The sequence below is a fragment of the Terribacillus aidingensis genome, assembly GCF_040703035.1.
GTDB lineage: Bacteria > Bacillota > Bacilli > Bacillales > Amphibacillaceae > Terribacillus.
Window position 1 is genome coordinate 1,247,639 of record NZ_CP159996.1, and the last position, 20,157, is coordinate 1,267,795.

Annotated in this window: 23 protein-coding genes, 1 pseudogene and 1 riboswitch; of the genes and pseudogenes, 16 read left to right on the forward strand and 8 right to left on the reverse strand. The window is 43.0% G+C overall.

What is annotated here, in order from left to right:
• Positions 1 to 131: 131 nt before the first annotated feature.
• Positions 132 to 231: riboswitch (TPP riboswitch) on the forward strand.
• An 82-nt stretch (positions 232 to 313) separates the two neighbouring features.
• Positions 314 to 880 carry an energy-coupled thiamine transporter ThiT gene (gene thiT / locus ABXS78_RS06700; RefSeq protein ID WP_366249449.1) on the forward strand — a complete coding sequence of 189 codons (567 nt, stop codon included), beginning with the start codon at positions 314 to 316 and terminating at the stop codon, positions 878 to 880.
• A 34-nt stretch (positions 881 to 914) separates the two neighbouring features.
• On the opposite strand, the gene ABXS78_RS06705 is transcribed toward thiT, so the two are convergent.
• Positions 915 to 1,265 (reverse strand): general stress protein, encoded by a 351-nt coding sequence (locus tag ABXS78_RS06705; protein WP_095217459.1) that lies wholly within the window; start codon positions 1,263 to 1,265, stop codon positions 915 to 917.
• A gap of 192 nt (positions 1,266 to 1,457) precedes the next feature.
• Between ABXS78_RS06705 and ABXS78_RS06710 the strand changes: the two genes are divergently transcribed.
• Together ABXS78_RS06710 and ABXS78_RS06715 are read left to right on the forward strand one after the other, a co-directional pair.
• Positions 1,458 to 1,814, forward strand: coding sequence for a hypothetical protein (locus ABXS78_RS06710; RefSeq protein WP_366249450.1), 357 nt, complete (start codon positions 1,458 to 1,460; stop codon positions 1,812 to 1,814).
• 138 nt (positions 1,815 to 1,952) lie between these two features.
• Positions 1,953 to 2,447, forward strand: coding sequence for a methyltransferase domain-containing protein (locus ABXS78_RS06715; protein ID WP_176465724.1), 495 nt, complete (start codon positions 1,953 to 1,955; stop codon positions 2,445 to 2,447).
• A 32-nt stretch (positions 2,448 to 2,479) separates the two neighbouring features.
• Here ABXS78_RS06715 and ABXS78_RS06720 read toward each other — a convergent pair whose 3' ends face one another.
• Positions 2,480 to 3,829, reverse strand: coding sequence for an NAD(P)/FAD-dependent oxidoreductase (locus ABXS78_RS06720; protein WP_366249451.1), 1,350 nt, complete (start codon positions 3,827 to 3,829; stop codon positions 2,480 to 2,482).
• Between the two features lie 147 nt (positions 3,830 to 3,976).
• Between ABXS78_RS06720 and ABXS78_RS06725 the strand changes: the two genes are divergently transcribed.
• Both ABXS78_RS06725 and ABXS78_RS06730 read left to right on the forward strand, forming a co-directional pair.
• A complete protein-coding gene (locus tag ABXS78_RS06725; protein ID WP_366249452.1) occupies positions 3,977 to 4,387 on the forward strand; it encodes a YwpF family protein in 411 nt (136 codons plus the stop codon).
• An 83-nt stretch (positions 4,388 to 4,470) separates the two neighbouring features.
• Positions 4,471 to 5,835 carry a TrkH family potassium uptake protein gene (locus ABXS78_RS06730; RefSeq protein ID WP_095222961.1) on the forward strand — a complete coding sequence of 455 codons (1,365 nt, stop codon included), beginning with the start codon at positions 4,471 to 4,473 and terminating at the stop codon, positions 5,833 to 5,835.
• A 46-nt stretch (positions 5,836 to 5,881) separates the two neighbouring features.
• On the opposite strand, the pseudogene ABXS78_RS06735 reads toward ABXS78_RS06730, so the two are convergent.
• A pseudogene (locus tag ABXS78_RS06735) lies at positions 5,882 to 5,962 on the reverse strand (YjcZ family sporulation protein); the annotation flags it as partial.
• A 392-nt stretch (positions 5,963 to 6,354) separates the two neighbouring features.
• Between ABXS78_RS06735 and ABXS78_RS06740 the strand changes: the two are divergent.
• Positions 6,355 to 6,582 carry an aspartyl-phosphate phosphatase Spo0E family protein gene (locus tag ABXS78_RS06740; RefSeq protein WP_306452922.1) on the forward strand — a complete coding sequence of 76 codons (228 nt, stop codon included), beginning with the start codon at positions 6,355 to 6,357 and terminating at the stop codon, positions 6,580 to 6,582.
• A 29-nt stretch (positions 6,583 to 6,611) separates the two neighbouring features.
• Here the strand turns inward: ABXS78_RS06740 and ABXS78_RS06745 are convergent, their stop codons facing one another.
• Positions 6,612 to 7,772, reverse strand: coding sequence for an aminotransferase A (locus ABXS78_RS06745; protein WP_366249453.1), 1,161 nt, complete (start codon positions 7,770 to 7,772; stop codon positions 6,612 to 6,614).
• Positions 7,773 to 7,883: 111 nt separating this feature from the next.
• Between ABXS78_RS06745 and ABXS78_RS06750 the strand changes: the two genes are divergently transcribed.
• Complete coding sequence (locus tag ABXS78_RS06750; RefSeq protein WP_095222964.1) at positions 7,884 to 8,021, forward strand: FbpB family small basic protein; 138 nt, start codon at positions 7,884 to 7,886, stop codon at positions 8,019 to 8,021.
• A gap of 116 nt (positions 8,022 to 8,137) precedes the next feature.
• Positions 8,138 to 8,410: a hypothetical protein gene (locus ABXS78_RS06755; protein ID WP_366249454.1), complete on the forward strand. Its 273-nt coding sequence runs from the start codon at positions 8,138 to 8,140 to the stop codon at positions 8,408 to 8,410.
• On the opposite strand, the gene ABXS78_RS06760 is transcribed toward ABXS78_RS06755, so the two are convergent.
• From ABXS78_RS06760 to ABXS78_RS06770, 3 genes are all read right to left on the reverse strand, one after another.
• Entirely contained in the window at positions 8,407 to 8,880 is a 474-nt protein-coding gene (locus tag ABXS78_RS06760) for a YkyB family protein (RefSeq protein WP_095222966.1), read from the reverse strand. The two genes, ABXS78_RS06755 and ABXS78_RS06760, sit on opposite strands and share 4 nt — an antisense overlap.
• Before the next feature lie 86 nt (positions 8,881 to 8,966).
• Positions 8,967 to 9,827: a metallophosphoesterase gene (locus ABXS78_RS06765; protein WP_366249455.1), complete on the reverse strand. Its 861-nt coding sequence runs from the start codon at positions 9,825 to 9,827 to the stop codon at positions 8,967 to 8,969.
• A 73-nt stretch (positions 9,828 to 9,900) separates the two neighbouring features.
• Positions 9,901 to 10,533, reverse strand: a complete 633-nt coding sequence (locus ABXS78_RS06770) for a hemolysin III family protein (RefSeq protein WP_366249456.1) — start codon at positions 10,531 to 10,533, stop codon at positions 9,901 to 9,903.
• A gap of 212 nt (positions 10,534 to 10,745) precedes the next feature.
• Between ABXS78_RS06770 and cbpB the strand changes: the two genes are divergently transcribed.
• The 3 genes from cbpB (at position 10,746) to ABXS78_RS06785 (ending at position 13,206) form a co-directional block, all read left to right on the forward strand.
• Positions 10,746 to 11,219, forward strand: coding sequence for a cyclic-di-AMP-binding protein CbpB (gene cbpB, locus ABXS78_RS06775; RefSeq protein WP_366249457.1), 474 nt, complete (start codon positions 10,746 to 10,748; stop codon positions 11,217 to 11,219).
• Between the two features lie 102 nt (positions 11,220 to 11,321).
• The gene (gene dapD / locus ABXS78_RS06780) at positions 11,322 to 12,035 is read left to right on the forward strand and encodes a 2,3,4,5-tetrahydropyridine-2,6-dicarboxylate N-acetyltransferase (protein WP_366249458.1); all 714 of its coding nucleotides are present in this window, start codon (positions 11,322 to 11,324) and stop codon (positions 12,033 to 12,035) included.
• A 58-nt stretch (positions 12,036 to 12,093) separates the two neighbouring features.
• Positions 12,094 to 13,206: an N-acetyldiaminopimelate deacetylase gene (locus tag ABXS78_RS06785; RefSeq protein WP_366249459.1), complete on the forward strand. Its 1,113-nt coding sequence runs from the start codon at positions 12,094 to 12,096 to the stop codon at positions 13,204 to 13,206.
• Positions 13,207 to 13,220: 14 nt separating this feature from the next.
• Here ABXS78_RS06785 and ABXS78_RS06790 read toward each other — a convergent pair whose 3' ends face one another.
• The gene (locus ABXS78_RS06790; protein WP_366249460.1) at positions 13,221 to 14,075 is read right to left on the reverse strand and encodes a mechanosensitive ion channel family protein; all 855 of its coding nucleotides are present in this window, start codon (positions 14,073 to 14,075) and stop codon (positions 13,221 to 13,223) included.
• A 127-nt stretch (positions 14,076 to 14,202) separates the two neighbouring features.
• On the opposite strand from ABXS78_RS06790, the gene ABXS78_RS06795 reads away from it, so the two are divergent.
• The 5 genes from ABXS78_RS06795 (at position 14,203) to ABXS78_RS06815 (ending at position 20,129) form a co-directional block, all read left to right on the forward strand.
• Positions 14,203 to 14,748, forward strand: coding sequence for a peroxiredoxin (locus ABXS78_RS06795; RefSeq protein ID WP_366249461.1), 546 nt, complete (start codon positions 14,203 to 14,205; stop codon positions 14,746 to 14,748).
• A 2-nt stretch (positions 14,749 to 14,750) separates the two neighbouring features.
• A complete protein-coding gene (locus tag ABXS78_RS06800; protein WP_366249462.1) occupies positions 14,751 to 15,176 on the forward strand; it encodes a TlpA disulfide reductase family protein in 426 nt (141 codons plus the stop codon).
• A gap of 72 nt (positions 15,177 to 15,248) precedes the next feature.
• Entirely contained in the window at positions 15,249 to 16,418 is a 1,170-nt protein-coding gene (locus ABXS78_RS06805; RefSeq protein WP_366249463.1) for a DHHA1 domain-containing protein, read from the forward strand.
• Positions 16,419 to 16,541: 123 nt separating this feature from the next.
• Positions 16,542 to 18,296, forward strand: coding sequence for an ABC transporter ATP-binding protein (locus ABXS78_RS06810; protein ID WP_366249464.1), 1,755 nt, complete (start codon positions 16,542 to 16,544; stop codon positions 18,294 to 18,296).
• A 12-nt stretch (positions 18,297 to 18,308) separates the two neighbouring features.
• A complete protein-coding gene (locus ABXS78_RS06815; RefSeq protein WP_366249465.1) occupies positions 18,309 to 20,129 on the forward strand; it encodes an ABC transporter ATP-binding protein in 1,821 nt (606 codons plus the stop codon).
• Positions 20,130 to 20,157: the final 28 nt, after the last annotated feature.

The window sequence follows — 20,157 nt, forward strand, 5'->3', positions numbered from 1 at the left end:
AAGTAAAAGTAATAAAATTGCTAAAATTTGCACTTGGGTAATATTTCACTTATAGGAAATATTATTAATTATTGCTAACGATGTCATTTTTCTATATAATAGATGGACAACAGAAAACAAAACGGTACAAAAAAGCCTGCAGGGGGAGCCATTTCGGCTGAGATGGACGTATGTCCAGACCCTTCGAACCTGTGAGTTAGCACTCGCGTAGGGATGTAGCTTCTTTGATGGGGAAACAATGCACATTGGGCCATCGGAAGGATCCCGCTGCAGCATTGTTTTTTTGTTGCATTCTTTATTAGGGGAGAAAAATATGCAATCAAGAAGCAGGGTTTTATTTTTAGTAGAGGTGGCAATATTCGCCGCACTTGCATTCGTATTGGACTTATTTTCATTTAAAGCATGGGCGCAGGGAGGGAGTATCTCCTTGCAGATAGTACCAATTTTCTTAATGGCATTCCGGTGGGGATGGAAAGGCGGACTTACAACAGGATTAGTAGTCGGGCTGCTGCAATTAGTTACCGGTCCTTATATAATACATGTTGTCCAAGGTTTTATGGACTATCCTCTAGCCTTCACTCTAGTTGGGCTGGCAGCTGTCACAGCTGGATCCGCTCGTAAGGCTGCAAAAGAAAATAACCGCACAAAGCTTGTAGGAATGTTGATCATCGGAACATTGATTGGCAGTATAGGTCGGTTTGCAGCACATTTTGTAGGTGGAATGGTCTTCTTCGGATCTGCAGCTGCACCAGGACAAACTGTTTGGGCGTACTCGCTCATATACAATGGCTCTTACCTGCTGCCAAGCTTTATAGCTAGTATTATAGTTATTCTCATTCTCGTTTTGGCTCAGCCAAAACTTATCTTACCGAAAAAATAAGAAAAGGCACTGTCTCATGACAGTGCCTTTTCATTTAGATAAGCAAGCCTTCGACGTTATCTGTTTCAGTTACAATCAAAAAGATTTTACCTTCATCAAGATCCTCTTCAAAATCCTCGGCTTCTTCTTGGGAAAAACCGATTTCTTTCAATTTTGCACGAAGTTCATCGCCTTGTTTACTGAACATGCTGCCAACAGCACTTTTAGCTCCCATCTCGGATAATCCAATCGTGTTGGCATCCACTTTACTGGATACACGTTTTGTTCTGTCATCATCATGTGACAATACATAGATGTTATCTTTGTTTACGCCTTTTGTGCTTAAAAGTTGAATGTCTTCTTGCAGCTTTTCATCGTTCGTGTACTCTTTTAAATATGGTTTCATGTTGAATTCTCCTTTTTTAGCTAATTTGATGTACTAAATGTCTACCCGCTGGCTAGAAAATAAAACCAACAATAATAATTGCAAATAATCAATATAGTATGTCTATTGTCTGATATTCGGCTTACAGACGCTGTGGGTTGTGATAAACTGAATGTAAATCGAAGTTTCCAGTCCTGGTGAGGAGGAAACAATATGGCAGATATCATTGATTTGGACCAATTTAAGACTAAAAAATGCTTATGTCAGGTTGCCAAAATGAAAGGTATTGAATACGAAATATATTTGACTGTCGTTAAATATGTGGACAAGCATACAGAGAATCTACTTCCTGAGTATGCTTTTAAAACGACAGATTCCGATCTGTATAAGATATTCAATGGGAATCGCGAACTTTTTTTGAAAAGTTATTATGACTTGCTGCGTTATTGGGATATCCCGCTGATTGATGCTGAAAATCCTGCCAATATGGAATTTGAACGCTTTCCTAAAATAGGAGATCTATGTGCTTTTATTGACCGAAAAGTTCAAACTGATAAATATACGTGTTGAAAGGACAGCTGGATGTTTCAGCTGTCCTTTTTAAATGAAGGATAGAAAATGTTAATCCGTGAGAGCATAGGGGAGATACGTTTAGCTTTGTATTATAAGGGCAATACAGAACTAATTGATTCAAAAGGAGAGAGTCATATGGTGAATAAGACAACAGAAGTTTCCGCAGCAGAAGTGCTAGAGCTATTGGAAATAGAGGGCGGAGAAAAAGTGATAGTTTTCGGTGCTGGTAATGGTAATTTGGTTATTCCTATTGCTCATAAAACAAAGGATCGCGTTACAGCTCTTGAGAAAGATGAAACTTTATTGGAAGAGTTAGCACTTCGTGCAGAAGAAGAGACACTAACGAATATCGACCGGATGCCGAGTGGATTAGACAGGCTTCTTAATTTCCCCGACGCTTCCTTTCAACGTGGACTTGCAGCATTCGTGCTGGATAGCTTAGATGAACCAGAGCAGGCAGCGGCGGAAATGTACAGAGTGACTATTGAAAAAGGTATTATGATAGCGCTCGGCTACAGTAGAGATCACAGCGCAGATCTGCTTGCAGACAAATTGAAGAAGGCAGGGTTTGAAGTATCTCAAGGGGACTTAAATGAAGAAGTATATTATGTGAAAGCTTATAAAGCATGAGAAAACCGCCAAATGTGGCGGTTTTTTATTTATTATTGAAGCATGCTTGGGATATCGCTCTCTGCAGTCGGATAAGCCCAAAGCAAGGATTGCAGCATTTGTACAGGTGCTTCCATTTCAATTGCCAAAGTGAAAACATTAATCAAGTGTTGAGCATGGGCAGCAAATATATGTGCACCGACGATAACCTGTTTTTCCTTGTCCAAAATGATCTTGCTGAATCCTTCCTCCAGCCTCGTTATCTTGTTTGTAAAGAAAGAGCTCAAATCTTGTTCTATGACAGTATATTTGTCCAGTGCTTTTGCCGCCTCGTCAGCTGAAATGCCAACTGAAGCAATTCCGGGAATCGTATAAACAATGGAAGGTTGAACATGATTGAATTCATCTTGTTGTTTCCCTTCCAGCATGTGATGAATAGCACGGCTTCCAGCTTCTGAAGCCAACGGTGTAAGAGGTAGCTTTCCATCATCTGCACAATCACCTGCAGCGTAAATATGCGGTGCAGATATACTCTGCTGATTTTTATCTACTTTGATGCCTTTCTTGCTATAGGAAATGGAAGTCTGATCTAATCCCATTTCTAACACATTCGGTGTTCGGCCAGCGCCGTGAATTACAATATCAGCAGATATCTTTTCCGTTTGGTTTCCGCAACGCACGGAAACGATGAATTTGTTTCCTTGTTTTTCAACAGATTCCAGTTCGGTATTCGTCCTAATATCGATACCGAGTTTTTTGCTGTAAGCGACCAAATGGTTGACGACATCTTCGTCGAATCCTTTCAATGGACGTTCCCCGCGTTGAATGAGTGTTACTTTTCTATTGAAGCGTGCAGCAATATGTGCGAATTCAAAACTGATATATCCTCCACCGATCAGCACCAATTCCTGAGGAAGCTCATGAAGTTCGAAAAAAGCATCGCTTGAAACTAGGTGTTCAAATCCATCTACGGGAAGTTTAGCAGGGGAAGCTCCCGAAGCGATTAGAATATAAGAAGCCTGTAGTTTCTCTCCGTTAACCTGTACAGTATGGTCATCGATGAATTGTGCGTGTCCTTGGTACACCTCAATGCCGTCATTTTTGAATTCCTCGGCTGTCAATTTAGGAATAGGTTCCGTGAACGTCTCCTTGTGTTCGCGAAGCTTGCTCCAATCGAGCTGTGCATTTCCAGTCAAACCATAATTCTTCATCCGATCAAAAGCATCCTGGATGCTGACAGTTTCTATCAGCACTTTCTTCGGATCACATCCCCATTGAGGACATGTACCGCCAAATGGCTTATCATCAATAACGGCCACAGTCCAGCCCTTTTTTCGGGCTGCTGAAGCCGTGCTGTGGCCACTAACGCCAGATCCTATTACAATCAAATCCAGTTTATGCATAGTATCATCCTTCCTGGCAATATCCTAATTCTGTACCCTGGCACTACGTATAGAAAACATCCGTTGCAGACAATACATACGGATTGGAAAAGTTCTGATAAGATAGAGAAAAAGACATAATTGGACATGTTAAAAGGAGAGGTATCTGTGAAAACATTCAAACTGGTAGAGCTTACTCTATATCCGACAGATCAAGGTTCTTTAAAAGGGAAAGAAATGAAACTATCCGAAGGTTTAATCATCAATAAGGAAGAGGATAACGAATGGGTGCTGGAAGCGGTACTGGGAAAAAAAGATTTGGAAAGTGTACAAGTATTGTCTGAAAACCGTAAAGTACTGCTTGCCCAGGTCCGAATTACGAAACCAGAAAACCGTCCAGCTATGTTCCTTGTCCAAGTACAGGAAGTGAATGATTTAGGTGAAGAAGGAAATGTAATCATGAAGGGCACGCTGGCGAGGGAAGAAAAAATGGAACTGTTCGCTTCTATTAAAAGGATGCGGGAAGAAGGAATGGAAGAGGAAGAGATATTGAAAAGCGGAGCCGGAACGACAGAGTGAGCGCGCTTGAAAATGCGAGCTATTCTCTATCATGCCTGCTATAATAGACTACATTTGAAACGTGCATTTAAAGGAGTTCTTGTATGCGTACTTATGACCCGCGTTGGCGATGGCTGAATAACATTTCGCCAACCAGATTGATCATCTTATTCTATTTAGCGGCAGTAGTGATTTCTACCTGCTTACTGGCTTTGCCGGTGGCTCATAAACAAGGAACAAATATTTCCTTCGTTGACGTAGTATTTACGGCTGTCAGCGCCATCAGCGTGACCGGACTTGCTTCTGTTCCGATACATGAATATTTCAACACAACAGGCATCATTTTGATTGCTTTCACGATGCAGCTGGGCGGAATTGGCGTCATGACACTAGGAACATTTGTATGGCTGCTGTTCGGTAAGAAAATCGGTTTCAAGGAACGGAGACTGATCATGGTTGATCAGAATCAGGTATCGTTTCGTGGAGCAGTTAATCTTATGAGGCAAATTCTGGTTGTTGTCCTGACAATAGAATTGATTGGATTCCTAGTTTTAGGTACTTATTATCTGCAGTATTTCCCAACGGCAGGTGAAGCTTATTTTCAAGGGCTTTTTGCTTCAATAAGCGCTACGACAAACGGAGGCTTCGATATAACCGGACAGTCACTCATTCCGTTTCGGCATGATTACTTTGTGCAATTCGTACATATGCTGCTTATCGTTCTGGGTGCAATCGGTTTTCCAGTCCTGATCGAGGTGAAGCAGTATATGTTTGCTTCGAAGGATGAGCGCGCTTTTATCCGATTTTCCTTGTTCGCGAAGCTGACAACAATCACTTTCATGGTACTTATTTTTGCTGGTGCAATCATTATTGCATTGCTTGATTCCAGGAACTTCTTCGTCGGGAAATCCTGGCATGAAGTATTGTTTTACTCGCTTTTCCAATCGGTGACCACACGAAGCGGAGGGCTTGCAACAATGGATATCGCGCAGCTGACTGAACAGAATCAGCTGTTCATGTCTGCGCTAATGTTTGTCGGGGCTTCCCCAAGCAGCGCAGGAGGAGGTATCCGTACTACCACCTTGGCATTAGTGGTCATTGCGCTTTACCACTTTGCCAGAGGGAACAAACAAATTACGGTCCTCCGGCGGGAGATTCACCCGGAGGATTTATTCAAAGCAATCAACGTGACGATCTTCGGAATGATTTTAGTATTCACCTCAGCTGTGATTCTTGCCTCCATTGAGCCTTTTTCGCTTACTGAAGTGCTATTTGAAGTATGTAGTGCATTCGGAACGGTCGGCTTAAGTCTCGGTATAACACCGGAGTTGAGTGATGCAAGTAAAATTGTTTTGATGCTGCTCATGTTTCTTGGGAGAGTCGGCATCCTGACATTCTTGTATTCCTTGCAGCGGAATTCGCAAACAGCGAACTTCCACTATCCGAAAGAACGTATCATTATCGGTTAATGAAAAAAAGACGGCATCCTAAGATGCCGTCTTTCTTCTGTTTGAATTAGCAGTAGAATGCTGCACCAACAATAATCAACAAGATGAAAAGTACAACGATCAAAGCAAAACCGTTGCCGCAACCTCCGCCGTAGCCGCCACCGTAGCCGCCGCTGTTTTCACAACCGCCACCGTAACCGCCTCCGCCGAAACCGCCGAAGCCACCGTATCCGTAACCCATTCTGTTTCACCTCCTAAAGCTTACACCTTACTATATGGCGCAGAGCGTGAAGGGGTATAGACGTTAGCCCAATTCCGAATACTATTTCCGTTTCGTATTATGCGGATACGCAACAAAGACGAAATGACTGCTTGCTCGTAAGCCTAAAGATACAATTTGTTCTATCAGCTATTGACGAATGATAGGAGAGAAGGAGGAAACGTGTCAGTTACTTATGTAAAAAGTGTGAAAAGTGCTTGATAAACTTTACTTTCATTCGATCTTTTGGCATGATAAGTAATGGAAAAGATTTGTAACTAATGAGGGATAATGGTGATCAAATGATATTGCCTGAACACGCCAGATATTGTCTGCAGCATTCCAACAAACTAATCAATCTTAACAGGCTGACGCAGCAGATTGAGGTACTGCGTGAGCAAATGGCGGAAGTAGCATTTGAGAAAGGATTTACAAGCAGTGAATCAATTGCTAAAAGCCAGGAATTGGACAAGCTGCTGAATCTATATGAAGCAAAAAGAAAGATATAAAAAGGACAGGTCCCGAACCTGTCCTTTTGTTATGCCAATTTATTGGAAGAAAGGAAACGCTCCAGACGATCCATTCCTTCCTGGAGAAGCTCCATGCTGTATGCATAAGAAAGCCGCATATACCCTTCACCAAGGTGAGAAAATGCATCTCCTGGTACAATAGCAAGACCTGCTTTTTCCACTAGTGCCAAACCAAGTTCCAATGAGGTCATGCTCTTGATCGGGAATTTTGGGAAAATGTAAAACGCCCCATTTGGTTTCTCAACAGTCAAACCCATGTTTTCCAATCGCTCCAAGCAGTAATCCCTGCGCGCTCGATATGCATCGCGCATGTTGACGGGATCTCCCAGACCATTCGTCAGCGCTTCGATTGCTGCGTACTGGCTGACGGAAGTCGCACAAGTGGCGTTGTATTGATGAACTTTGAGCATATGGGTGCTCAGCCACGCTGGTGCCAATGTAAAGCCGATTCGCCAGCCGGTCATGGAATGGGATTTACTCAAGCCATTAATAATGACGCTCTTATCCCTTACCTGCGGGAAGCTGGCAATCGAAACATGAGCATCATCGTACGTCAACTCACTGTAGATTTCGTCTGACAATATGAATATCTCTTTGTCGGCTAAAAAGTCAGCAATCTCTTCCAGTTCTTCATATGTAAGTGTCACACCAGTCGGGTTGGATGGATAAGGAAGGATGACGCATTTCGTCTTTGGTGTAATATACTGTTTTAATATGGACGCTGTTAACTTGAATCCATTCTCGGTTGTATCTGCAAGAACCGGCGTTCCTCCCGCTAATGTGATAAGCGGCTCATATCCAGGATAAACGGGACCGGGTAAGATTACTTCATCCCCTGACTGCAGGATAGTTCGCAGGGTAATATCAATTGCTTGTGATGCCCCGACAGTGACGATGATTTCTTCTGTTGCTTTGTACACTGGAGCATATTTTGTGTAAAATGCACTGATTGCCTCCCGCAAAGGTAATAGCCCTGCATTCGGTGTATACGTCGTCTTATCAGAACGGATTGCTTCGATTCCTGCTTCTTTGACGTGAAGCGGGGTAGGAAAGTCAGGCTGGCCAATTGTCAGACTGATCATATCCTCTTTATCTGCCACCAAGTTGTAAAAGCGGCGAATGCCTGATATTTGTATGTTTGTAACGCGTGGATTGATAAGATGTTCCATCTGAAATCCTCCATTGTCATACTTTCTTAACATAATGTTCAAACAATTTTGATTATAACGTGATAGTATTGGGAATAGCTAAAGGAAAATATTTAGGGAGGCTAATGACTGATGAGACCCCGCAAGCTTTCTTTAGAAGAATTGATCACGCAAAACAAAAATGAGTTATTACAGGATGATCAGGCAATGCTTAAAATTGAAGAATCGCTGGATGATAGATATGGAATCCAGACTGATCACATGGAATAACGATTGATACATTATACCATAGCGCAAGAGGACAAGGAATCCCAACCAATTCGAAGGGATTCCTTTTTGTTTAGGTAAATTAATTTTAGTCGAAACTAAGTAAGGGAGGGATGGTGATGACGATTATACCAATTGTTGGACTGTTAAGCATTCTGTCCGTTTTTGCAGTTATATTTTTCTGTATCAGATGGCTGGTGAGGAAGCAGTGGTACTCCATACTATCTGTATTATGTGTGCACGCTGCATTGAGCTATCTGCATCGCTATGACTTGCTGGAGTGGGATTTAGAAGGAAGACTGCTTCTAGTTATGACCTTTATTTGCAGCATGCTTATCTTGATTAAGTTAGCTGCTATTTTAGGAGATAAAAAGAAAAAGCGTACAGCTTAGCTGCGACGCTTTTTCTTGTCTGGCCAGGTGAACTGACCAAGCGAGGATGGCGTATAATATGCCGATCTGCTGACAGGTGTCTGCTGTTTTGGTCTGATATCCTGCTGTGGCAAATCCAAATAGCCGGAAAGGATCCGCTTTGCTTGGGAAAGGGAGAGGTTTGGTCTCGGATTCCGAAAAGTCTTGTCCAATTCTCCGAGATGCGGCAGTGTTTTGAAATCTTCCTTTGCAGCCGGGATATGAAAGTAATAGTCTGCTATTTGTACCAGCATAGTAGAGTGCTGTCTGCTGAGTTTTGGGTGTTCAGAGAAATGCAGGCCAATTTTCTTAGCTTTGTTCTGTTCCAGCAGTTTCGCTACTGTTTGTTTCTTTAGTTGGTATAAGTGGCTTGGATCAGAAGCTGTTTTTGCGTGCCGATTGACTACGAACAACGCTTTTGCTATATCCTCTAATGTCCAGTTCACTTTCATGCGAGTAAACCTCCTATTGCAGGAATTGACCCTATCGGAGAATGGTACTATCGTACAGAAAAGCTGTACGGTTGGCAAGCTCTTTCTTATTTAAGATCGACATGCTTCTGTCCATGCTTCAGGGTAAGTATTGATATTTCTGGCGGACATGCAAAACGAATAGGCATCCTAGTTGTACCGACACCTCTGGAGACGAAAACATGTAATGGCCGCGTGCCGATTTCATAATGACTATCCACGTATCGTCTGCCATATGGAGGAACTATTACCTCACCGTAAAAAGGAATTCTTACTTGGCCGCCATGAGAGTGGCCGGATAATTGAACGTCTACCGGCAAATGCCTGACATTCTCAGCTAAATCAGGTTCGTGTGCCAACAAGATGGTAAAAGAGTCTTCATCGCTATGGCGTGTTGCCGCATGCAGGTTCGGAGTGCTCCGTATGACATCATCGATACCAGCCAGCACGATATGATCTTGTCCGCGCTTTAGGAATGTAGCTGTATTATGCAGGGCGGTGAATCCTCCTGCTTTCATATATTTCGCAACAATTGCTTCACTTTCGTCACGATAATCATGGTTTCCATAAATCCAGTACTTTCCGAATGGCGCCTCAAGAGTCGTTAGGCAATCAACAATCTCTTGCTTCCATTTCAGCCGGATCGGACGATCAGCAAAATCGCCAGTAAATACAATGACGTCTGCTTGCTGTTCCTGGATATGCCGAACTAAACGTCTAAGCTTTCTAATGGAATAATGATAACCTAAATGCAAATCACTGAATTGAACAACTTTCAATCCATCGAAGGATTTCGGGAGTCTTTCACTAGTAAGTGTATATGATTTAGTTACCAGTTTTGCTGGTTCTATATGCCGTGCATACACATATCCAAGGCCAGCTCCGGTAATGATTGTCCCCGCAGCAGCTGAAATCCAAGTCTTTTTCATAACATGCACCTTCTTTTATCCGTTAATAAAGGCACTCTTCCCTATATGAATGGGGAGAATGCCTTTTTTGTCTTTAAATGAGGAAAAGAATGGCGAAAAAATGGAACGCAGATCCCGCCAGTACAAACAAATGCCATACAACGTGATGGTAGGGAATCTTTCGCCAAACATAGAACACAGCACCTACTGTATAGAAAAGGCCCCCAACAGCCAGATAAAGAATCGTCTGTTGCGGCATCGCCGCAAGCATTGGTTCCCAGACTAGGACGATCATCCAGCCCATCAAGAGATAGAAAACTGTAGACATGATCAAAAATTTCTTGACGAAGAAAATCTTGAAGATGATACCTGCAAGTGCAATTCCCCATACGATGCCAAAAATCGTCCATCCGAGCGAACTTCTGAGGCTGATCAGCAATAAGGGTGTATAGGTACCAGCTATAAAAAGATAGATGGCTGCGTGATCGATAATCTGGAAAATATCCTTCACTTTTCCCTCTGGCAAAGCATGAACGATTGTCGAAGAGAGATACATGAGCAGCATTGTCGTACCATATATGGTGACAGATACAATGACCCAAGGATCCTTCGTGAAGCTTGCCAAGACAATTGCAACCGCTAGTGCTGCAATACTCAGTAAAGCCCCGAACCCATGCGTGATAGAGTGGGCTGTTTCTTCTTTTTTCGTGAAAATATAAGTTTCCAATTATTTACCTCATTTCTGCTTTGTTTCAGTATAAAGCTTTTTCTAGCATTACACCATAAAAACCGAATCAATCCTGGAAATATTTTATGGTACAGCTGCCCAAGTGTGACACATTGAAAACGTTGTCGAAATTGGAAGGCGGCAGTGGGTTGTGGTAAACTGGTATAGGTGATTGACCTCCTTCTATTGCCGCTGACAAAAGGAGAGATCGAATGGCAAAATTAGAGTTGCAGGAACTCACCGGCATAACGGTTGAGGACTTGATGGTCGAGTCTGAAAAAGTTGCTCATGTTCAATTGAATAATCCACTGGAGCACGCTTTGCTCGTGCTTGTTAAATCAGGTTATTCCGTCATTCCTGTACTTGATCATACGTACAGACTGCAGGGCATGATATCGAAGACAGCAATCCTGAATGAAGTTCTCGGTATGGAGAGATTCGAGATGGAGAAGCTTTCTGAAATCAAAGTGTCGGAAACGATGCTGACAGATGTACCTGTATTGAAGAAATCGGATTCTTTTCTGACAGCATTGAAGGCTGTAGTGAATCAGGCTTTTCTTTGTGTGCTTGATGAGGAAGGGTACTTCGAGGGAATCCTGACTCGAAGGGCGATTCTTAAAAAGATGAACAGGTATTTGCACGAACAAGTGCATTACCATCCAACCGGCGATAAGACCAATGTCTGAGGACGTGCTTCGGTGAAAAGCCAAGCATGGTGAAAAAGCTTGTTGATTAGTAAAAGTTTTGATAAAGTAATTCCATACGTTGTTACATAGGAGGCAAAAACCGTGAAAATGATGGACGCAAATGAAATCATCTCTTTCATTTCGAATAGTAAAAAATCTACACCAGTTAAAGTATATGTTAAAGGAAAAGGCCTGGACACGCTATCTTATCCAGAAAGTGTAAAAGCTTTCCCAGAAGCGAACACAGCAGTTCTATTCGGTGAATGGAGCGAGCTGGAAGGCTTTTTGAAAGATACAGAAGCAATCGAGGATTACGTCATCGAGAATGACCGCCGTAACTCCGCGATTCCTCTATTGGACTTGAAAGGAATCAATGCCCGCATCGAGCCAGGTGTTGTTATCCGTGACCAAGTGGAAATCGGTGATGGCGCAGTAATCATGATGGGCGCTTCTATCAACATCGGTTCTGTAATTGGTGAAGGTACAATGATCGATATGAACGTTGTAATGGGCGGACGAGCAACTGTTGGTAAGAACTGCCACATCGGAGCTGGTACTGTCTTGGCGGGTGTTATTGAACCACCATCCGCGAAACCAGTTGTAATCGAAGATGATGTTGTCATCGGTGCCAATGTTGTTGTATTGGAAGGCGTTACAGTTGGAAAAGGAGCGATTGTTGCTGCTGGTGCAATCGTGACAGAAGATGTAGCTCCAAACACACTTGTTGGCGGAACACCAGCGCGTGTATTGAAGGAAATCGATGACCAGACGAAATCAAAAACAGAGATTCGTCAGGAACTTCGCAAACTGAACTAACAAGGAAAAGGAGCAGCTGCTGCTCCTTTTTTTATTATCAAATAAAGCAGGTGATTTCATGGAAGATACACTGATACAAATCAGACGGGATTTGCATCGTATACCTGAGCTTGGATTTCAGGAAGAAAAAACACAAGCATATTTGCTGGATTATATTCACGGACTTCCACAGGAATATTTAGAAATAAAAACATGGCGGACTGGCATTGTCGTAAGAGTGACCGGTTCTGCAGGATCAAAAACAATCGCCTATCGTACGGATATTGATGGACTGCCAATTACCGAAGCTACTGGACTGCCATATCAATCGGAGCATGAAGGCCGCATGCATGCATGCGGGCACGATCTGCATATGACTATCGCTTTAGGAGCATTGACTGCGTGTGCCAAAAACCAGCCTGCGCAAAACATTGTATTTATTTTTCAGCCTGCAGAGGAAGGTCCGGGTGGAGCTCTGCCACTTATGCAAAGCGGTATTTTGAAAGAGTGGTGGCCGGATGAAATATTCGCACTTCATATCGCTCCTGAGCTGCCAGTAGGTACTGTTTCCTCAAGACCGGGCTTGTTATTCGCTAATACAAGCGAACTGTTTCTTGATTTCAAGGGAAAAGGCGGACATGCTGCATATCCTCACTTGACGAAAGATATGGTTGTAGCGGCGAGTACTTTTGTGACGAATATGCAGGGTATCGTGGCGCGTAATTTGGATCCGCTGCAAAGTGCCGTCATAACAATCGGGAAGATGGAAAGCGGATTTGTGCAGAATACTATCGCGGAGACTGCCCGTTTGGAAGGAACGATCAGAGCGATGGATCCGGAAGCTATCGACTTGGTGAAACAGCATATTGAGCAGCAGGCAAGAGGAATGGAAATCAGTCACAACTGTCAAATCGAGATCGATTATGGTTCGAACTATTACCAGGTATACAATGAAAGCACTAAAGTGGAAGCGTTCCATGAAGTTATAGAAAAAACGTCTTTAACGTATAAAGAAGCTCCGCCGGCAATGACTGGAGAGGATTTTGGATATATGCTTAAGGAGATTCCTGGCTTTATGTTTTGGTTGGGAGTCGATTCTCCTTATGGGTTGCACCATAGCAAGTTGCAGCCTGATGAACAGGCATTAAACTATGGGGTAGAAGCTGTTTTGGCTTATATAAATCACGCATAGGAAAAGCGCAAAGCTTATTGCTTTGCGCTTTCTTCTTTTCGCTGCAGAAAAACTTGATGCGGATAAGGAATCTCGATGCCTTCACTGTCGAAGGCTTCTTTGATTGCTTTCTTCATATCGCGTTCCGCGCCATATTGTTCCATATTGGCTGTGTGACCTATGATCCGCAAGGTGATTTCTGATGCTCCCAGTTCCTGTACACCTATAACATCTGGCCCTTCACGGAAACGTTCGTCTTGCTGGAAGGTCGCACAAATTTCCTGCAACACTCTTAGAGCATGATCAATATCATCTTCATAGCTGATGCCGATGTCGACCATAGCACGCATATTTCCGCGCGAGTGGTTGCTTATACCGTTGATATTACGGTTCGGAATGAAATTCAACGTACCATCAAAGCTTCTCACCTGTGTCGTCCGTAATCCAACTTCCTCTACAACACCATTATACCCTGATGTAGTAATAACATCTCCAACTTCGATTTGACGCTCCAAAAGGATGAAGAATCCAGTCACGACATCACTCACTAAACCTTGGGCTCCGAATCCGATGGCAAGACCGATAATCCCAGCTCCTGCTATCAACGGGCCGATTTGAATGTCGAATACTCCAAATACCATGACAATGAGAAGGAAAATCAAGGTATACCCATATGTATTGATAAGCAGTTTTTCTAATGTCATCATTCTGCTTGTTGATATACGCTGTTTGGAACTTGCTTTATTCAAGCTCGTACTGATCAGTTTTTTACCGATTGCTCGTAAAACGAAGTAACCGATAAGTATAAGCAGCAGCTGCAGGCCGATTGACACGGCGTTTTCGATCAAGCCATCGTAGTTGAATTGAAGTCCGTCTGTTAGAAAGTTCATACCATGTCTCCTTTTACAATTATCTGCTCCTAGGAGAGTACCCTGTCTAGTAAATGATGAAACGTTCTGTAACACATGCAGCTTATAAGCATATAGTGACAAAGGTATTAGTGAAGGGGGAGAGCCTATGATTGGGAGTGCTGCACCTCAATTCGAGCTGCCAGCTGTCATGCCTGATGGCAAGACAGCAACCATCAGCTTAAAACAGAATATCGATAATAATAAATGGCTTGTGCTCTTTTTTTATCCTCGTGATTTCAGTACAGTTTGTCCTACTGAATTGAATGATTTAGCAGATCAGATTGAAACAGTCCGTGAATTGGATGCACAGGTAGTTGCTATTTCTACAGATAGTTTAATGTCCCACGCTGCATGGCAGAAAACGCCACGGGACCAGAATGGAATACAGGATGTAACGTATCCGTTAGCTTCTGATTTTACAGGTGATGTGTCTCAAGCTTACGGTGTGCTGGATGGGAAAAGCTACACCTCTGTACGAGCTACAATCATCGTTAATCCGGAAGGTGAGATTTGTTATTATTTAATGCATGCGGATTTGGTTGGCAGGGAGACATCAGAACTGCTGCGTGTTTTGGAGGCTCTTCAAACAGGAGAGGCATGCGGCGTGAATTGGCAGCCTGGCGATGAGGTTCTCAAGAGGGAGGGCGTGTAAGCGTGATACCACAACTACCAGAAGCAATCGACCAGCATGACGCAAATTGGCTTTATCCACCTCAGCATCAAGCCGGTAATAGGCCGCTTATTATTTACTATTGGTCAATCAGCTGTACAATCTGTAAAGAAAAACTGCCTGATTTCTTAGATTTTGCAAAATATGAAAAACAGTTTTTTGATATCATGTTGGTTCATGTTCCTCGCTCAACATCAGATTTGAATATACAAACAATATATGACTATGTACTTCAAAAAAATATAGATCTTCCTGTTTATCTCGATCAAAGGCATCAGATGAAAAATACATTCAGAGTACAAAAGCTGCCAAGTATTGTCTTGCTGGACAGACAGGGAAGAATCCGACACGTACAGACTGGCGGTAATTTCACGACAATGCTGATCAATCAGCTGGATGCTTTAAGATAAAGTAAAGCAGGATTTCTACTTACAAGTGATTCATGGTAAGCTTGCTCTATCAGAAAATAAAGGGTGATCGATATGAGCAAGCTGCTATACAGAGAAGACGCTTTTTGTGAAAAGTGGGAAACAGAAATTGACGATACATATGAAAAAGATGGACGTTATTTTGTTTCGCTGAAGGAAACAGCATTTTATCCTGGAGGCGGCGGCCAGCCTGCAGATAGCGGTACAATAGCAGATTTGGAAGTCAAAGCTGTCGAAAGCAAGGATGGAGTACCATACTATGGTCTGGAGTCAAGTATAAAAGGTAGGGTCGAATGTCGGATAGATTGGGATCATCGCTTCGAATTGATGCAGCAGCATACAGGACAGCACCTTCTTTCTGCTGCTTTTCGACTCGTCTTAGATCGTCAAACGATCGGTTTTCATTTAGGCCAGGAAGCTGTGACAATTGATTTACCTGGTGACAAACTGACGGAAGCTGAATTGCAATTGACAGAACAAAAGGTGAATGAACTAATTTATGATAACCGCATGATTTCCAGTTACTACGTGACAGCTGCACAGCTGGCTGAACTGCCTGTTGTCAAGCAGCCGTCTGTTACCGAAGACGTTCGAATCGTTGAGATTGATGGTGTCGAATATAATCCTTGCGGTGGCACACATGTCTCATCTACTGGACAAATAGGATTGATTAAAATCATTAAAACCGAAAAACAAAAGCAAGGACAGCGTATTTATTTCCAATGCGGTAAACGAGCCTTAGAAACTACAAGAACTATGTTTAGCATTGTAGAAAAAGCTGCAGATCAATTCCAAACAAACAGCCAAGAAGTTCTCGACAGAATTCAGAAGCAAGCTGCTGATTTACAAGCTGCTCTTAAAAGAGCGGAGGAGCTGGAAGGAAAACTAGAGGCATTTGAATTACAAGAGCTCATCCAGACAGAAACCCCTTTTGTAGTTCGTTCCTATGAAGGGAAAAATATAAAGGCCTTGCAGCGAATGGCAGCCAAGCTGCTGGAAGCAGACAAGAAGTTTGTCATATTGACAGATACAGCGGAGCGAAAACTGGTAATGACTCACAAGTTGAATGATTTCCATAGCGGGAATTTATTCCGAACATCTCTTTCTGAATTCGGTGGCAAGGGCGGCGGAAGTGGCCAGTTGGCGCAAGCTAGTTTTCAGCAGATAAAGGATTTGGAGCGTTATGTACAATTCTTGCAAGACCATTATCGAAGCATCGTGTAAACGATGCTTTTTTTATTTAACATAAATTCAAACTTTTTTAAATAATCGTTGATTTAAGCTGGTAAATTAGTTCGGAACCCGATATATTAGAACATGCGACTAATCTTGGAGGGGGAGAAGGGTTTGCATATATTCAAGAAATTGAAGGACTTTTATTGGCCATACCGGCGCAACTTCTACTTATCACTTCTATTCATAGCCATTGTGACAGCCATTACGGTTGTCTATCCAATCATACTTCAAATTACGATTGATGACGTAGTACTGGGTAATCAGTACAATCTTATTCCAATTATCTCAGTTGGATTCGTCTTATTGATGATCATCAAAGGAATAGCAAACTTCCTGCAGCAGTATTTAGGAGATATATTCGGTATTCAGACTGTATTCAAGATGCGGAATAGTCTGTATCAGAAACTGCAGAGACTGAGCTTCACGTATTACGATAACGCACGCACAGGAGATCTCATGTCCCGGTTGACCGCGGATGTAGAGGGTATCCGTTTTTTCCTTTCTGCAGGAGTAGGTCAGTTCCTGCGTGTTGTATTGCTGATCGTGATCAGTCTTGCTGTCATGTTCGCATATAGCATACCGCTGGCACTTGTTACGATGGTTTCCATGCCGTTCTTGGCAGTGGTTGTCTATCGTTTCGACAGACGAGTTCATCCTGCTTTCCGTAATATCAGAACGTCCCTTGGTGTGCTCAATACACGTGTGCAGGAAAATATTAGCGGGATGAATACAGTCAAATCCCTATCCCGTGAGGAATTTGAGATTGATCGATTCACAGATAATAATTCAACCTATCGGGACAACTATATTTTCACTTCAAAGGTGTGGGCAAAGTTTTTTCCGCTCATGGAATTAATCGGTAATATTTGCATGGTTGTCCTCATCTCTTATGGCGGATATCTTGTGATTTCCGGGCAGCTGGAATTAGGCGCGCTTGTCGCTTTCTTCAGTCTTGTTTCGTATATCCTCGGGCCGCTCGCGAACCTTGGTTTCATAATCAATATGTTCTCTCAAGCGAAGGCATCGGGGGAGAGACTATTGGAAGTTTTGGAAGCAAAAGAGGATATTAAACAGCTGGACCAGCCGCTTGGCACAACAAAGATCAACGGGCATGTAACCTTTGATAGGGTTTCTCTTCAGTACACAAAGGATGATGACATGGCTCTGAAGGATATCAGCTTCGATGCACCCCCTGGTAAAATTATCGGTCTGGTCGGCGGAACTGGATCGGGAAAAACAAGTATCACCCAGCTAATGACCCGTTTTTATGAACCTACATCAGGCGATATCTACATAGATGGCAAGCCTGTACAGGATTATGATTTAAGAACGCTGAGACAGCATATTGGATTCGTATTGCAAGAGGCATTTCTATTCTCTACGACAATCAAGGAGAATATTGCTTACGGAAATCCGGATCATGTGAGCTTCGACCAAATCGTGGATGCAGCTAAACGAGCTCAAGCCCACGACTTTATCATGGAGCTGCCTGATCAGTATGACACACTGCTTGGTGAACGGGGGATGGGCCTGTCTGGAGGCCAAAAGCAGCGTATCGCAATTGCTCGTGCACTGCTGATCGATCCAAGCATATTGATTCTAGATGATGCGACAAGTGCCGTTGATATGCAGACAGAAGTGAAGATACAAAAAGCATTGAAGGAAGTAATGAAGAACCGTACAACGTTCATTATTGCCCATCGTATATCATCAGTTAAGCATGCCGATGAGATTCTAGTGCTGGATGAAGGTGAAATCGCGGAACGGGGAACGCATGATTTCCTCCTGCGAAATGGCGGTTTATACCAACGTATCTACGATATTCAGTATCAGGATCAAAAAGCAATCATGCGTTCAGCACAGTAAGGGGGGGAGACTATGGAAAACCTGCAATATACTAAGAAAAAGCATACAAACAGATTTCATTATTCACAGGATCAGGCAATGGAGAAGCCCTTCGACTGGGGTCAAATCAGGCGGCTGCTTGGCTTTATGAAACCATACAGCAGGACACTTCTGCCAGGATCGATTATTACAATGCTGCTGTCCACACTAATCCGTTTGCTCATTCCAATTCTTATCGGTAAAGTTGCGATTGATATGGCTATCGCATCAGGGGATATCCGCTTCCTTATCTATCTGGTAGCTGGTATCGGATTACTGTATGTACTCAACTATGTTGCCAATATACTGCGGATCAAATGGGTGAACATCCTTGGACAGCATGTCATTTACGATTTGCGGAAAACGTTGTTCAGTCATATCCAGCATCTGTCGCATAGGTTTTTCGATACCCGGTCTGCTGGATCCATTCTTGTTCGGGTTCTTAATGATATTAACTCCTTGCAGGAGCTGTTCACAAACGGAATTATCAACCTATTGACCGATTCCGTTATGCTGATCGGTATCATAGCTATATTGTTCTTCCTAAGTCCGAAGCTGGCAATAGCAGTTCTCATTATCCTGCCACTCATGTTCTTTATCTCAACGAGGCTCAGAAGAAGCATCAGGCGCTCCTGGCAGCAAGTAAGGATGCAAAAATCACGCATGAATTCACATTTGAATGAAGCAATACAAGGCATCCGTGTCACACAATCTTATGCCCAGGAGCCGGAAAACACAGATTATTTCGAAGCGCTTAACCGGGATAATTTTGAAAGTGAACGAATTGCTACGAAAAAGAGTGCGTATTTTGGACCTTTCGTTGAGATGAGTAATGCTGTCGGTACAGTTATTCTGATCGCATATGGTGCTCATTTGATTTTATCTGATCAGATTGAAATCGGTACTTTCGTTACCTTTGCTTTCTTCTTAGGGATGTTTTGGGAGCCAATCTCCCGCTTAGGACAGATTTATAATCAGCTGCTTGTAGCGATGGCATCTTCTGAACGTATATTCGAGTTTCTCGATGAAGAACCGAATGTCGCGAATCGGAAGGATGCGAAGCCATTCCAAAGTATTAAGGGAGATATCCGTTTCGAGAAAGTTGTGTTTGCCTATAATTCTGATCGAATCGCACTTCACGAAATCGATTTGCATATGGAAGCAGGTCAAACGGTTGCACTCGTCGGCCATACGGGTTCAGGGAAATCTACTATCGCGAACTTGATCAGCAGATTTTATGATCCGACCGCTGGGGCGGTGAAAATAGACGGCGAGGATTTACGAGATGTGAAGCTGCAGGATGTAAGACAGCAAATCAGTGTCGTCTTACAGGATACATTCGTCTTCTCTGGTACGATTATGGAGAATATCCGCTTTGGTAATCCGGAAGCAACGGACGAACAAGTGAAAGAAGCTGCACGCATTGTCGGAGCGGATGATTTCATCCAGCGCTTGGCTGATGGTTATGAAACGGAAGTGGAAGAACGAGGAAATATCCTGTCAGCTGGAGAAAGGCAGCTCCTGTCATTTGCACGGACTATGTTAGCTGATCCGCGAATCATCATCCTTGATGAAGCCACTGCCAGTATTGATACGGAAACTGAGCTGAAAATACAGCATGCTTTGAAAACCTTGCTCCAAGGGCGCACAGCTATTATGATTGCTCATCGCCTATCCACAATAAGGGAAGCAGATAATATCATTGTGCTGGAACAAGGCCGTATTTTGGAACAAGGAAACCATTTGAGGTTGATGGATGCTAGGGGCAAATATTACGAACTCGTAAAAACACAATTCCAATCAGACGAAAAATAAGAAAGAGCGTATCTCTCTGGAGATGCGC

What these genes read in the sequence shown, in the direction of transcription:
- thiT (WP_366249449.1), top strand. Translation starts at nt 314, where the DNA reads ATGCAATCAAGAAGCAGGGTTTTATTTTTAGTAGAGGTGGCAATATTC.
- ABXS78_RS06705 (WP_095217459.1), bottom strand. Translation starts at nt 1,265, where the DNA reads ATGAAACCATATTTAAAAGAGTACACGAACGATGAAAAGCTGCAAGAA.
- ABXS78_RS06710 (WP_366249450.1), top strand. Translation starts at nt 1,458, where the DNA reads ATGGCAGATATCATTGATTTGGACCAATTTAAGACTAAAAAATGCTTA.
- ABXS78_RS06715 (WP_176465724.1), top strand. Translation starts at nt 1,953, where the DNA reads ATGGTGAATAAGACAACAGAAGTTTCCGCAGCAGAAGTGCTAGAGCTA.
- ABXS78_RS06720 (WP_366249451.1), bottom strand. Translation starts at nt 3,829, where the DNA reads ATGCATAAACTGGATTTGATTGTAATAGGATCTGGCGTTAGTGGCCAC.
- ABXS78_RS06730 (WP_095222961.1), top strand. Translation starts at nt 4,471, where the DNA reads ATGCGTACTTATGACCCGCGTTGGCGATGGCTGAATAACATTTCGCCA.
- ABXS78_RS06740 (WP_306452922.1), top strand. Translation starts at nt 6,355, where the DNA reads ATGAGGGATAATGGTGATCAAATGATATTGCCTGAACACGCCAGATAT.
- ABXS78_RS06745 (WP_366249453.1), bottom strand. Translation starts at nt 7,772, where the DNA reads ATGGAACATCTTATCAATCCACGCGTTACAAACATACAAATATCAGGC.
- ABXS78_RS06750 (WP_095222964.1), top strand. Translation starts at nt 7,884, where the DNA reads ATGAGACCCCGCAAGCTTTCTTTAGAAGAATTGATCACGCAAAACAAA.
- ABXS78_RS06755 (WP_366249454.1), top strand. Translation starts at nt 8,138, where the DNA reads ATGACGATTATACCAATTGTTGGACTGTTAAGCATTCTGTCCGTTTTT.
- ABXS78_RS06760 (WP_095222966.1), bottom strand. Translation starts at nt 8,880, where the DNA reads ATGAAAGTGAACTGGACATTAGAGGATATAGCAAAAGCGTTGTTCGTA.
- ABXS78_RS06765 (WP_366249455.1), bottom strand. Translation starts at nt 9,827, where the DNA reads ATGAAAAAGACTTGGATTTCAGCTGCTGCGGGGACAATCATTACCGGA.
- cbpB (WP_366249457.1), top strand. Translation starts at nt 10,746, where the DNA reads ATGGCAAAATTAGAGTTGCAGGAACTCACCGGCATAACGGTTGAGGAC.
- ABXS78_RS06785 (WP_366249459.1), top strand. Translation starts at nt 12,094, where the DNA reads ATGGAAGATACACTGATACAAATCAGACGGGATTTGCATCGTATACCT.
- ABXS78_RS06790 (WP_366249460.1), bottom strand. Translation starts at nt 14,075, where the DNA reads ATGAACTTTCTAACAGACGGACTTCAATTCAACTACGATGGCTTGATC.
- ABXS78_RS06795 (WP_366249461.1), top strand. Translation starts at nt 14,203, where the DNA reads ATGATTGGGAGTGCTGCACCTCAATTCGAGCTGCCAGCTGTCATGCCT.
- ABXS78_RS06805 (WP_366249463.1), top strand. Translation starts at nt 15,249, where the DNA reads ATGAGCAAGCTGCTATACAGAGAAGACGCTTTTTGTGAAAAGTGGGAA.
- ABXS78_RS06815 (WP_366249465.1), top strand. Translation starts at nt 18,309, where the DNA reads ATGGAAAACCTGCAATATACTAAGAAAAAGCATACAAACAGATTTCAT.